This is a genomic window from Paenibacillus sp. Lou8.1 (assembly GCF_024213565.1).
In the GTDB taxonomy this organism is placed as follows: Bacteria; Bacillota; Bacilli; order Paenibacillales; family Paenibacillaceae; genus Paenibacillus; species Paenibacillus polymyxa_B.
The window spans coordinates 61,561-75,355 of sequence record NZ_JANAVN010000001.1 but is presented as its reverse complement, the minus strand read 5'-3'; the positions used below and the strand labels follow the sequence as shown (position 1 = coordinate 75,355).

Below are 13,795 nucleotides of genomic sequence, written 5' to 3'. Positions count from 1 at the left end.
AGAATTAAAGCTCCTAATATGGAACTGACCCCATAACGTGAGACACATCAAAACACCTTCAAGAGAATCAAGCCATGTCGTAAGATATGGAGATAACCTTGGAGGTGTTTTTACGTTGGCAACGAGAGTTAGCTATCCAGTAGAAGTGAAGATGAAAGCTATTGAAATGAGATTGGCAAGAGTTCCGGTAAGAGAGGTTATGGAGCAGTTGGGAATACGGAATAAGACACAACTAAAAACATGGATGAGGTGGTATCGAAAAGGCGAAGTACATCGTCTGGAGCAACCTGTGGGTAAACAATACAGCTACGGAAAAGGTCCGGAGCACTCTTCGGAGCTTGAAAAAGTAAAGGCGGAGAACCGATTCCTGAAGCAGCAATTGGACCTACTAAAAAAGTACAAGGAACTGGAAAGGAGGTGGAACCAGAAGTTGCCGTTGCTTGGGTCGAATCCATTCGAGACGAAGTGATGGTGTCTGAGGCTTGTACATGGCTCGGGATCGCAAGAGCGACCTACTACCGCTGGAAAGCAGCCGTGAAGACAGAGCACACAGATGCTACGGTGGAGAAAATCCGGGGGCTTTGCATCCATCATAAATTTCGGTATGGTTACCGGAAAATCACCGCACTCCTTCGGGCAGAGCAAAGAATGAATCACAAACGGGTTCAGCGGATTATGCAGCGTGAGGGGCTACAGTGCCGCGTGAGGATGAAAAAACGAAAGATCACTGGGCAGCCCGCTTATCCGGCAGAAAATCTGCTGAAGCGGCAATTCCATGCAGAGGCGCCCCTGCAAAAGCTCGTCACGGACATCACCTATTTACCGTTTGGCGGAAAAATGTTGTACTTCTCTAGCATTCTAGATCTGTACAATGGGGAGATTGTGGCTTACAGTATAGCGGACAAGCAAGACACGTCCTTGGTTTTGGATACGCTGAATCAACTTCCAAAACGGACAAGCATGCTGCTTCATAGCGACCAAGGAAGCGTATATACGTCACAGGCTTATCAAGCTGCAGTAAAGGGAAAAGGCATTACCATGAGCATGTCCCGAAAAGGAACGCCCGCTGATAATGCCCCCATCGAATCGTTTCATTCCACACTAAAGTCTGAAACGTTCTACCTTGAATATCTCATCTGTACAACGACTGCAATCGTTGTACAGACCGTTCGAGACTACGTCACCTACTATAACTCAATTCGGATTCAAACGAAACTAAATAACCAGTCGCCGGTAGATTACAGCGACGGGCTGCTTAAACTTGAAAGGTGTTTTGATCCCTGTCTCACAAACGGGGGTCAGTCCCTATTATCCCCTTGAAGTCTTTTATAGTTTTGATATCACCTGTAAAAAAACCCATGATGACAATTAGTATAGCAGTAGAAGCAACAGTTAGAGCAATCGACAGTGGTGTTATCATATATTTCTTGTTACTCTTGTACAATAGCTTTTCAAGAGGAGTTGAGTTAATTAACGCAATAGCTTTGAAAATTAGTACGGCTAGTGCGACTACAGATCCAGCTCCGACTAAAGGCAAATATTTAGTTATAATTTCCACGCTTAATCCTCCACTAGATTTCTTTCTTATGCACCCTAATAAAATCATGGTTTTACTACAAGAGTCACCAGTATCTAGTTACCTGAAGCGATAAGCTTTTCAGCCTTACGATCCTTAATCTTATCCTTATTCCTATAATCATCCCATGAATCCAAACTCAAGTATGGCTCTGCTTCAATAATATCTTTTACCTTGCTGTGCTGTTGTTCTTTGAATAGCTCAATCATTTTAATTAAATCGTTGCGATCCAACAGCTTTACTCCATTATAACTGGCTAACTGTTCACACGAAGTTGTGTATTTGCTTGAAGTAATGACAATAGATTTCTTAGCTCTGTAAAATCGCATAGAACTATACACTTCCTGAACTGCGCTCAAACCAACAGGATTGCTTATTGCATACCGTTTAGCCTGAATGACATTACGGTAGCCCTCTCTGTCCGTAAATACCAAATCTGTTCCAAAATCTCTACTGTCTTGTGTTTTATACGCATCACCATAGCCTAAACACTGGAACAGCCTGAACAGATACATTTCAAAGTCCTTGCCATCCTCCATACGGTCTATTTCGTTAATGCCAATTTTATAAGGGTCAATATTCTGCGTTACTTTATACGGTTCCTGAACTCTAGGCTTCTTAAATAAGCGTAGCAACACCAAAGCAATCAATACAACAACGACACACACTATCACAAATATAGACAACAATGTTCCTCCTTAGCTACTTTGGCTCTTTTTCACACTATCTTATAATACAACATATAGGGATAATTTCCCATATATTTTGGATAAGTATAGTAAATTGTTAACAAAGAAACGTCTATTGCTAGGCGAATAGCTTCATATTCATGGGGGATGACTCTTCTTGACTCCTGTATACACATTCCTTCTTGTTTTGCCTTCCTCTTTGTAACCTTTGCTTCACATAGACATGCAAAGAGCCTAGACCAATTTTTTAAGCTTATATGTTGTACATTTTATTGAACGTCATTCCAGGTTTAGTGAATCACGAAGAAAAAAGAATAAAATTCCTGATTATAAGTAGTTTTCTTTTCCTTATACTTTTGACAAACTGTCATAAGCCTTGTTATGACTGGATTTAACGTAATGTTAATGTTAGACGCTGTGTACCTAGATTTTCAGGGGTTTTATCCATAGGGCTAACACCAAAGATTGAGTAATAATGATTACATCATTATTCCTTTTTCTTGATTTAAAACAATATAATTGACATAATATCAATAAACATCCTTACCAAAGATTTTTAAGATCGCTATATTTATAGACTTTTCCTACATTACTTTGAATGGCTTCATAGTACAAGAATTCTACTTTTCCAAAAACATTATTGGAGGCTAACAAATGAGTAAATTTGAAAAAAATCTAATTAAGTATTTGTCTTACGGTTTTTTTGTAGGAATATACTATTCCTTTATTAAAGGGCCAACAACAACGAGTACTCCGATCAACGGTATGTTTGAATTTTATACGGTACCCACTTCTACTTTTATTTTCAGAACATTATCAACCTCGTTTCTACTAAGCCTCTTTGCTGGAGTGGTGTATACAATTACTTTTTTTATGTATAAGAGGAAATAAGTAGATTTTACCTGAATAATTTCAAGGTTAAAGAAGCCGTCCAAGCAACGGCTTTTCTTAATTAACGGTTCGAAGCAAATATTTATGAAAGCTTGTCCTGCTTGATTTTAGGCTTAAATAAAGAAGATTTTAAATCCCCTGAAGTAGCCATATCTTAGACGCGCCACACATGAGTAACCACGGAGTTGGAGATAGTCAGCAGCGTTGTTTTATGCAGTTTGACCTCGACTCCGATAAATGTTTGCTCACCCACTTGTACGGGTTCCATGTGTATCATGGTTATTACATACACCTCCTCTTTGTTCACCCAGGATATTTCATGTAGCCTTTTATAGTCTTTAAGTCATTCCTCTTCTCCAATTGAAATATCTTTTATATGGACATTTTGTAACTGCTTGATTCCCTTATCCATCCAACAATTATATTCAAATTGATATTGGAGCCATGGTGAATAACTCGGATTTATGTTGTTAGATTTAATGGGTTAGGAAGTACAGGTAGGTCAGTTAAACAGCTAACTACAATAGCTACGGGTTCCCCTACTTCAACCACCAGCCCATTCCACTTTGGATACACTACACCTGCTATTTGGAACAATATGAAATTTCTAACTAACAATAGTTCCAGTTCAGTTTACCCAAGTAGTGTCTCAGCTTAAAAGCAATGATGTATGGACTAATGGAGGAAAAATAGATTATACTACATCGGGGCAGTCAGAAAGATATTTCTTTTCAGTAAATTGATTATACTTCGAATTAAAAAAGGAGAAATACATCATGAAAAGGTTCTTTACAGTCTCTGTATTTCTTATTTTTTCACTTGTATTAAGCATTCCAGTTAGCGCCAAACATCCTTATAGTTATACAATTAATGTAGAGGTAAACAGTGTTCCTATCAATTTTGGAGCTAATTCAGATGTGCCTCCCTATATTGACAATGCTACAGAAACAGTTTTTGTTCCTCTTCGTTTTGTTTCTGAAAATTTAGGAGGAAAAGTAATAGATTGGAACAAATCTTTACAACAAGTCACCATCGAATCAAAAGATGGAACTGTAATTAAATTAGCGGTCGGTAGCAAAATTGCATATGTCAACGGTGAAAAGAAAACCTTGTCTGTTGCACCACAGAGTCCGGTAACTCGTATTCAAGTTCCACTGCGAATTGTTTCTGAAGTATTGGGAGCTAAAGTTGACGCTAAAAAAATAGATGGGACATTAAATGTGAACATTACAACTTCCAATTAACATTTCTTTAATCTAGACTACCTTCTTTACTTATAAGGTAGTCTTTCTCATTTAGTTCTCATTCAATGCGTACTCTTGCATGTTAAAAATAACATTCATTTCCGCCTCTTTCAACATTCGTTTACATATCACTCTGAACTCATGTTACATAGCCTTTTTGTTGACCAGAGCTAATGTTTTGTGACTAATTAATTGACCATCCCAAGTTTGCAGGAAAAGATCAATGATAAAATGTATACGGGTAACTTTATATGGCTTGTTTGCCATTAATAATTCTCATATTAATGCATAAAGCCATATGAGCATTCGCTTCTGTATTGTTGAACTAGAGAAAACTTATGGGATTGAACATGGAAGAGATAGGGGAAACCAGTATTCAGCAAAAGAGGCAAAGTCAAATAATTTTACTTTGGCAAAACACAGGAGGATTTATATTACACAATTTATCATAGAAAAGAGGGGATGAATTACATCCCCTCAGAGTGTCGAGAAAGTCCAGAGGACTTTTCGACACTCTGACCGCCCCGTAAAGGGGCGGTTTTCTTATGCTTGCATAAATGCTTCTAACGGTTCCAGAGTCGCGAACGTCTTCTTCGCATCCTTCTTCCGTTGCTCATCATAGAGTTTGGTCAACTCTTCGAATGATTTAGCTTTAATCTTCGTATAACTCGATTTGGTGTATCTGATTATGTACGTCTTTACCCCTTCCTCTTCACTCCACTCGTAAACGACATCATATTTGTCCCTCAAATTATTTAAATGAAGTGACCGGCGCAACACTGCAAAGTGTTCTTTAATGGCTTCATCACATTCCTCCATAATCTTCTCGTATGTGCAGCCAACTCGCATCAGAATCTCCAATGCCCGTTCATCGCCGTATCTCGCGAGAAATTCCTTCAACGAAACCAGCGCATATAGCATTATTTGTTCCTTGTCATTTGGATTCCTGTATTCATAACAGCCTACAACCAAATTGCGGTCGGTCATTTCCTCCTTACTGAATTGCATATTAAACAAATACTCGAGTGTCTTTTGCTTCATAACGGTTTCCAACATCTGTTCTTTATCAATCCTGATGCCCGTTGTCACCCACGGAAACGGTAGTTGGCCGTTACTTTCACGCGGTATGCTACCCCTAAGATTCAAAATCGGCATACCCGTAGCCATTGCGTACGACCTGTTATATCCGTCGCCCGCGAATATTTCCTGTTCTTCTTGCATGTGTCCTGCCCCTCCTTTTAGTACCAAGTTCCATTCGGCGCGTAGTGCCACCAGTTGTCTGCGAAGTGAATCTCCGCTCGATTTCAGCGAATTGCGATCCAAATTATCTTCCGCACTTTCCAGTAATTTCTTGGTTAAGCTATAGTTCTCCGTTCGTATTATGAGCTGTGACCTACGCTTATGGGCTTTGCCACTCCACTTTCGCTCTTCCAGTCCCGCTCTGTCCATTGTCAGGCAACACTTTTATTTCCATCCCTCCAGGCACTTCATGAATCTCCGTTACAATCGGCTAGACGAACCGAGGAATAAGATCCTATAGTAGACTATTGCATATCTATAAAACTACCACTTTTTTGTGTTGGTCTCCTATTAGTTCATCACCGCTGCTTTTCATGAACCCGCGAAGATACTTCTGGGATAAATTGTATCATATGAGAACCATAAGTCCATCTAATGGTTGCGTTATCCTGCCCGTTGGCTAATGCCGGCTGCCAGTCTACAACTTTATTTTTCACGGTCTAATGCTTTGTTTTTCAGTCTAACACTTTATTTTCGCAGAACAATAGTCTCATTAGACTATTTTGTTCTTTCCATAATTTTAAGAATGTATCATACTTCATAACATTCACGCACCTTCCGTATACTTTACCCATATCACTAAGTTAGTAGCCTGATTGAAGACTCTCCTGTTAAACCCGCCTCTTAATTCTTAGGTGCATGCAAATTATCTTCTTTATCAGATAAATTACTATGAAAAATGAAAAAAGCTCACTCCCATTTTATTGTTAAAGGAGCAAGCTTATAGATATTCATTAATCGTTGTGAATTATATTGATTTAGGATTTTTATAGCACCAGTTTGGATCATAGGGCAGAGATCTGAACTTCTGCATATCTTCCCAACTGTAGACCCAATCGTAATCAGGAATCCAAAAATAGTCAGTAGGATTTAGCTTGAGATATTCATATATAAATCGAAAAATCAGCTCTTCAACACCATAAACATCTTCAATACATCCTACTTGATACAAGGACAAGCTTGAATCTAATCCACTAATATCTTCATCATGCTCATAATTAATTTCGTAATTATCAATTCCGTCAATATAGAATATAAACTGCTGGTTATTTTCAGCACCCAGTGGGTTATAAGATATATTTAGAGTTGTTGAAAAAAACTGTTCGTTCTTATATTTTTTATCATTGTCAAAATATAATCCAGCATCTGCATGAAAGGCAGCTACGATTGCATCTCCTAGTAATTTCTCAGGTGTATATTTTTCTCGTTCTATTAAAATAAAAGCCGAACTTCCCATCACTTAACCACCTTTCTTAATTCCTCTAAGGAATTTACAACAGTTACTCCTAGCTTCTTGATATTATCTAATTTTTCTATATTACTTTGAGATAGATTGCCCAAAGGCTTATCGATATAAAGTATAACTTTCTTCTGTTCTGGATTAAAATAAAGCTTATCAGTCGTAATTGTCATTTTCTCAAGTTGTCCTTCTTTAACTGCTTTGATTGAAGCCTTAACCTCAATTAATTCATTTTTTGTAACTACATCTAAATCACCTGCAAATTGACCATCTTTCTTTAAAATTTTTTGTCCAAAACCAGTGACTTCCCGTTCTTCTTTTAAAAAGCCAGCTACTTTTGCTTCAGTTGCCTTTCCTACATCTGAGCTATTCATAAAGTTCTCAATATCCCGGTTAATATTTTTGGGATGTTGATCAACCCATGTCAATTCATTGCCAGCAGGGTTTGTATATTTCGTCTTATTTCCTTCCTTAATTATACTCCCTATATTATTATTGTGAGTTCCCTCGATTACATGTGGAGCCTTTTCTGCCTTAGCTCCCGAAGATGGAGTAGAATTAGATGAACCTCCACCTTCTCCTTTCGCCATCTGCCACAATTCCGCTGAGCTCTTCCCTATTCCGCTTGCGCCTTTAACTGCGGTTGTACCTCCATGTGCCGCTAAAGCTGCTGAGCCAATCAATCCAGGTATTCCGATAATACTACCAACTCCCGTGGATGAAACAGCAACTGATAATCCTTCTCCACCTGTTCCAACGATTACCTCACCAGCTCCCTGCAATGTTGTAGCTACGTGACCAAGAATTTCACCTACTTTAGCTGCCATTGGATGATCATAGTCACGGTCTTTGTCAGGCAGCATCCCCAAGGTTAAATCTTCCTGAATAGCACCTTTCGCTCCCTGAGCAGTATCCCACAGAATTTCTCCTTGAAGCTTGCTAGCTTCCATCTGGGCTTCAGCCTTGGTGATCTCCGCTTTTCCGATCTGTTCAAAAATTTTATGTAGCCAACCTTCGCCGCTTGATGCCGTTTTAACAGGCACACCATTCCCTGGCACATCCAGTACAACTTTTTCTCCATCTACCTGTGTGAAGTTTTTTGAAATAAAAATGAGTTCTTGTGCAACCGTAGAAAGTCGTTCAAGTGTCACGCCCATGGATTGTCTAGAGACCTGAAAATCTTGGAAAAACCTCTCTCGGGTAGCACCAGACCAACCTTGTTGGACAAAATCAATTCTTCCATTCAGTAAATTCAACATACGTTCCATTTCGTGTTTACCATGCAAGAACTGGTCAGCCACTTCCATTAGCTTATCAGGTGGAACCAATATTCTCCCCAATTGATCACGTCCATTTTAATTTAGATGGAAATAATCTTATCAGAAGGAGATGTTTAGGGATATCCACCTGTTATCCTGAAATTTCCTTTTATATTATGTGACAAATGAACTGATATAAACGGATTTACTATGTCATAAGTATTGTATAAATGCCTTGCAAAGTAAATTATTTGACTTCACTCTTTTGATAGCATCCAATTTTATAGAAATAATAGATTCACTAACAGATTCAAGTAATGCAACTGACTTTTTAATATAAACGAAAATATCAGTGTTAAATTTTTTTAAAATATTGTGGAGGCACAAAATCGGCAAGCCAAACACCATTGTTAGCGATATAGAACTTCACATTATTATCCAGCGCTTTTACTGTATCGACTTCAAGAATGACTAATTCACCACGTCTCTTACCTGCCAATGTTGCAAATTCAAGTGTCTCAGATAGATGAACATATTTTCTCCCCATTGGTTTAATTCCCTCGGTAATAATTTTATCAACTACTTTGCTATTTGTTCCGTGATAAAGAGCAGTTGGCGGAATGGATTCTTTGTAATCTAATCTTCCTGCACTGTGCCCGTAGTTCGCTCGTATGTATCCATTTACCATGTGGTACCGCTTCTTTGGACAATTAGTTACGACTTGATCAATCCCTGCTTCTCCTATATCCGACCATCTATTCTCTGATTTAATTGCTGAAATTAAGTCTTGCACGTGGCAATAACCTTCATGGTCCAACTTAATTCCAAACTGTTCTGGTGTATGCCTAAGAATTTTACTCATAAATTTACTAAGGCTCTCTTCTTGTTTTGGTGATAACATCATATACTCCTTCTAATGTAATATTTGCTTTATCTAAAGTAACCAATCTGATGATTCATAGCGTCTTGTGAAGTAAAGCACTAATCCCCCGATAAGGAAAAATGTAGCTCCAATTAAAAAACCTCTTAGACTATATCTGCTATAAGCCTCCAATAATACTGCAACTCCCAGCCCACAAGGGAAATACCCGAAAATACCTTTTATTAAAGCCATGATAAAAAACTTACGATTCATACATTTTTCTCCTCGTTAATCGTACTTCATTATATAAAAACGAACAAATTTATTTCATCCATATCCATATATCCTCTTTGTCCCCATTTCACAGCAATCCAAAGTCTCCAACAATAACTTCCATTCTAAGCCTAAATTAAAAAGACAACAGGTGATACCTGCTGCCTTTACTCACCATTATTCAGCTTCCGTCAACATTTTTAAAATGCCAGTAAATGAGCCGTCAATCGACATAATACCTCCATTAACTTGCTTGCTAAATTGAGACTCTGTAAGTTTATCTTTTCCTGCTGTGTGATTCTTAATGAATTTTATAAGGTCTGCTTTCTGCTTTGCAATATCCTTTAAAACTTGGTCACTTTCTCGCTTGTAATTTTTAATACTTTTACTTAGTTCCACCTTCGCCACGCTGAGCTGCTTCTTTAATTTATCGCATTCAGCCTTGGCTTGAGCTATTACCGCTTTACTAGACTTATTTTTCACTTCATTTTTATAACGTGCAGATGCTTGATTTAATCTTTGAGTTAGCTCACGAACCTCTGCCCCCAGAACAACATTAAGTTTTTTTTGTGCAACTTTAATTTCTTTTACACGATCTTTGTAATTCTCAAAGTATAATTTTTCGATTTCACTTGTTGACATTGCTTTTGTAGATGTTGCTGCCAATGCTTGTGATGGAATTAAAACAACAAACATTAATAATAGTAGAATAGCTTTTTTCATATGTATCTCCTTCTTAGGTAGTAGTGCAATTATCATAAGGGAAATGAAGGGAATAGGCAATATGTCTTGTTATTTAAATACTACTTTCCACATTATATAATCTTCCAATGGTCGAATAAACCTTTTACAGATAAAAGTCCAAGCTAAGTCACTTCTAGAAGCTTATTTATGTAGAGCAAAACAAACGATATGAAAAAGGCTAGACGGATAATTCCATCTAACCTCTTGATCATAGTTAATTTTCTAGGTCTATTGTGATCTTATAATTGAACTATTTTATTCCAACATTCCTCTTTATTGTCCAGCTAGATCGTAATTACTAATGCTACTGACATAAAACTGGATACTAGGAGGGTTGAATCAACTTACTCTTCATCTTCATTAACCACTTTAATCAGATTTCCATAGACTGCTCTCGTATGAGCAGATGCATGTTCTTTAAAATGTGTAAACAACCTCATACATCTGATTGCTTGTATTCTATTATTAGCTTCAGCAGACTTTTCCAAACAGCTACACAAAAATGTGAAGCCTTCTGAAAACCTCCCCTTGCGCAAAAGATAGATCGCCAATTCCCTTGCGAAATGAGTGTATCGCTCCGTTGTGAATCGTTGAGTATACAATCCTTCAACTTTTTTCTGCTCCAGAAAGGAGATGATTTCTTCTTCGAATTGCTTTAAAATATTATCTACATCAAAATGGTATCGGTTAGCTGTCTCAATCATAATATCAAGTGCGGGAAGAATCTCATCTTTTCTTGAAGAAATATAAGCTACATAATCAGAAAGAACGCTCTTATCACCAGAAAGAAGCTTATTAACATACGTGTTTACTACTGCCCAGTCTTCGTACTTTTTTCTCCATTTCAAAGCTTCTTCATCTGTATCAGTAACCCAACTTAAATCAGCGTATTTTTTAATGTGTTGAAGTCCCTTTTCATAGTCTTTCCTCTCACCACATGCTTGTGAACGAAGTAAATGCGAGAATGCCCAATACGCAAACAAAGGAAAATTAGGTTTCTTCGAATTGTCTTTGTGTACATGATGCCGCTGTTGTTGCAGTTTGTATTGAATTTTTGCCTTGTCTCCCATTGCTTTAGCGAATAGTTCTACTTTATCCCATTTTCGTAACGAGCGGTATGTATTCGCCAAGTCTTTTAAGGCATCTAACTGATCTACCTCATCTAATCGATCAACGTAAGGCTCAAATTGAATGGCTGCATCATAGTTTTTCTCTTGATCGTCTCCCATACGAATCGTAAACAATCGATACTGGCAAACCGCCAATCGTTCTGAATACTGATACTTTTCCCCTTCTGACACGTTTTCATAAAGGAACGCCGCTGCTCTAGTATTACCCTTTTTAAAAGAATCCTCGGCTACTTCAAAAAGTGAAGGAAGATAAACAGGATTATCTAGCAACATACCTACAACTCTTCGCAAGCAATCAAGTCGCCCTAACTCCGCGCACCGGTACAAAAAAGGGCTGATTCTTCGCCAGTTAAGCGGTTCTTCTTCAATACATTCATCAATATAACGTTCATAAAAATAATCCGATGGTAAATTCATTCCCATAGTGATCCGATCTAGCTGGTGAACAGAAATAGGTCGGTTGCCCGTCACAATGCCACTAACTGTTCCTACATTCAAATCAATAATGTGACCAAACTCGGTCATGGTTAAGCTTTTTCTTATCAGATAGGTTTGAACTTCTGCTCTAATCGTAGGTGTGATCTCCATAGATAAACCACCCTTTCAACGTAGACTCGGCATATGATACATAATTAAACCATGTAATGAGAAACAGTTAGTAAGAATTACTTTAGCCCATCATTTTCTGTTGGAACAAAGTCATATACCCTTCAGTTGTTTACAACAGCACACATAACATTTTTGCACTTTTTACATATATTTCTCAAAAGAAGATTTCCTCATATTGCTTATATACAGCAAAACACGCAATAAAAAGGCTAGACGGATCATTCCATCTAACCTGTTCCATTATCCATTGAATTTAGCAATATATATCATTTAATCACTTTAAATACCAAACATATTTTTCCTGTTAGAAATAATTACATTTCCCCATGCTGTGCAGGTTGATAGTCATGTTCAATGTCTTGATAGCCTGCTCGAGGGAATACTATTGTCAATAACATAAAACTCGTTACCAGTACGGTTAAAATTATTTTATGTTTCATCCTTTTCCACCTCATTAATCAAATTTCTGTACGCTGTCTTTATCTCAGTTGATGCATGCTCTCGATAAGACTCATACAGCCGCATACACTTAATTATATACGATTTATTATTGATTAATGTAGATTTTTCCAAACAACTTATTAAAAATTTAAAACCATCAGAAAATCTTCCTTTGGTCAAATAGTAGACTGATAATTCCTTGGAAAAATGCATAAAACGTTCTGTTATGAATCGTCTAGTATAAAAGCTTTCAACTTTCTGTTGCTCCAGAAAAGATGAAATGTCCTCATTGAATTGCTTTAAAATATCATCTACATCAATGTGGTATCTATTAGCCGAATCGACGATAATATCGAGTGCCGGAAGAATCTCATCTTTTCTTGATGAAATATAAACTACATAATCAGATAGAACGTTTATCTCGCCTGCAAGAATCTTATTCAAATAGGTATTCCCCACAGCCCACTCTTCATACTGCCTCTTCCACTTCAAAGCAGTTTCATCCGTATCTTTCACCCAACTTAAATCGGCATAAGCATAAGTGTGCTGGAGTGCTTGCTCATAGTCTTTCCTCGCTTCACAAGCTTCTGCACGAAGTAAATGTGAGAATGCCCAATAAGCAAACAGAGGAAAACTTGGTTTCTTTGAATTTTCTTTTTTCATATGATGCCGTTGTTGTTCCAGTTTGTATTGAATCTTAGCTTTGTCTCCCAAAGCTTTAGCGAACAGTTCTACTTTGTCCCATTTACGTAACGAACGGTATGTATTCGCCAAATCTTTTAACGCTTCTAACTGATCTATCTCATCTAGTCGTTCAACATATATTTCAAATTGAACTGCCGCCTCATAATTTTTCTCTTGATTGTCTCCTTGTCTCGTATGGAACAAGCGGTACTGACACATAGCGAGGCGTTCTGAGTATTGTTTTTTCTCACTTAAAGCTACATTTTCATAAAGTATGGCTGCCGCTTGGTACATCTTTTCATGAAATAATTCTTCAGCAAGCTCAAATAAGGATTCTGAATAACCCAACTTGTCCATCAATAGATTGACCACATCATGAATGCAGTCCAGTTTGTTTAATTTCGCACAATTATGTATAAAAGGACTCATTCGACGCCAATTCGGATTAGCCTCTGTTAAATACTCAGACACATACCGTTCGTAGTAATAACCAACGGGATGCCCCATCGCCTGTGTAATTCGGTCTAGCTGATCCACTGAAAGAGTGCGGTTCCCATTAATAATACTGCTCATGGTGCCCGGATTCATTTCTGCCTCTCTAGCTAAATCACTTAGTATTAAATCATTATCTTTCATATGTTTTGTTATCTCTGTGAGTATCGTGGTTGTTGTGTTGTACAAAGTAACCACCCCTTATCAGGAACTTAGTAGGATATCAACTTATTAAAAAAGGACTATTGCAATCCAATGATTGTATAGCCTTTCCGCAATTTATTGTACCATCTTTTGGCACAATATCATATACCTTTCAGAACCTTACTTAAGATACCTTTGATGGGCTTGCAAAGAATTTA

General features: G+C 37.7%; 12 protein-coding genes and 1 pseudogene. 2 read left to right on the top strand and 11 right to left on the bottom strand.

Annotation, left to right across the window (positions count from 1 at the left end; all coding sequences use genetic code 11):
• Positions 1 to 115: 115 nt before the first annotated feature.
• Positions 116 to 1,242: pseudogene (locus NLX78_RS00335) on the top strand (IS3 family transposase); the annotation flags it as partial.
• Between the two features lie 43 nt (positions 1,243 to 1,285).
• On the opposite strand, the gene NLX78_RS00330 reads toward NLX78_RS00335, so the two are convergent.
• From NLX78_RS00330 to NLX78_RS26410, 3 genes are all read right to left on the bottom strand, one after another.
• A complete protein-coding gene (locus NLX78_RS00330; protein WP_254349345.1) occupies positions 1,286 to 1,558 on the bottom strand; it encodes a hypothetical protein in 273 nt (90 codons plus the stop codon).
• A gap of 74 nt (positions 1,559 to 1,632) precedes the next feature.
• Positions 1,633 to 2,262: a restriction endonuclease gene (locus NLX78_RS00325; protein ID WP_254349344.1), complete on the bottom strand. Its 630-nt coding sequence runs from the start codon at positions 2,260 to 2,262 to the stop codon at positions 1,633 to 1,635.
• A 1,048-nt stretch (positions 2,263 to 3,310) separates the two neighbouring features.
• Positions 3,311 to 3,433, bottom strand: a complete 123-nt coding sequence (locus tag NLX78_RS26410; RefSeq protein ID WP_302057232.1) for a hypothetical protein — start codon at positions 3,431 to 3,433, stop codon at positions 3,311 to 3,313.
• Positions 3,434 to 3,932: 499 nt separating this feature from the next.
• Here NLX78_RS26410 and NLX78_RS00320 point away from each other — a divergent pair, with 499 nt between their 5' ends.
• Entirely contained in the window at positions 3,933 to 4,400 is a 468-nt protein-coding gene (locus tag NLX78_RS00320) for a copper amine oxidase N-terminal domain-containing protein (protein ID WP_254349343.1), read from the top strand.
• 543 nt (positions 4,401 to 4,943) lie between these two features.
• On the opposite strand, the gene NLX78_RS00315 is transcribed toward NLX78_RS00320, so the two are convergent.
• The 8 genes from NLX78_RS00315 to NLX78_RS00280 form a co-directional block, all read right to left on the bottom strand.
• Entirely contained in the window at positions 4,944 to 5,849 is a 906-nt protein-coding gene (locus NLX78_RS00315; RefSeq protein ID WP_254349342.1) for a hypothetical protein, read from the bottom strand.
• A gap of 598 nt (positions 5,850 to 6,447) precedes the next feature.
• Positions 6,448 to 6,936 carry a hypothetical protein gene (locus NLX78_RS00310; RefSeq protein WP_250267935.1) on the bottom strand — a complete coding sequence of 163 codons (489 nt, stop codon included), beginning with the start codon at positions 6,934 to 6,936 and terminating at the stop codon, positions 6,448 to 6,450.
• Positions 6,936 to 8,279: a WXG100 family type VII secretion target gene (locus tag NLX78_RS00305; protein WP_254349341.1), complete on the bottom strand. Its 1,344-nt coding sequence runs from the start codon at positions 8,277 to 8,279 to the stop codon at positions 6,936 to 6,938. Before NLX78_RS00305 ends, NLX78_RS00310 begins: the two co-directional genes overlap by 1 nt.
• Before the next feature lie 274 nt (positions 8,280 to 8,553).
• Complete coding sequence (locus NLX78_RS00300; protein WP_254326058.1) at positions 8,554 to 9,099, bottom strand: RNA 2'-phosphotransferase; 546 nt, start codon at positions 9,097 to 9,099, stop codon at positions 8,554 to 8,556.
• 33 nt (positions 9,100 to 9,132) lie between these two features.
• A complete protein-coding gene (locus NLX78_RS00295) occupies positions 9,133 to 9,333 on the bottom strand; it encodes a hypothetical protein (protein ID WP_254349340.1) in 201 nt (66 codons plus the stop codon).
• Between the two features lie 177 nt (positions 9,334 to 9,510).
• Positions 9,511 to 10,056, bottom strand: coding sequence for a hypothetical protein (locus NLX78_RS00290; protein ID WP_254349339.1), 546 nt, complete (start codon positions 10,054 to 10,056; stop codon positions 9,511 to 9,513).
• A gap of 365 nt (positions 10,057 to 10,421) precedes the next feature.
• On the bottom strand, positions 10,422 to 11,795 hold the full coding sequence (locus NLX78_RS00285) for a transcriptional regulator (RefSeq protein ID WP_254349338.1): 1,374 nt from the start codon (positions 11,793 to 11,795) through the stop codon (positions 10,422 to 10,424).
• A gap of 450 nt (positions 11,796 to 12,245) precedes the next feature.
• A complete protein-coding gene (locus NLX78_RS00280; protein WP_254349535.1) occupies positions 12,246 to 13,577 on the bottom strand; it encodes a transcriptional regulator in 1,332 nt (443 codons plus the stop codon).
• Positions 13,578 to 13,795 lie beyond the last annotated feature (218 nt).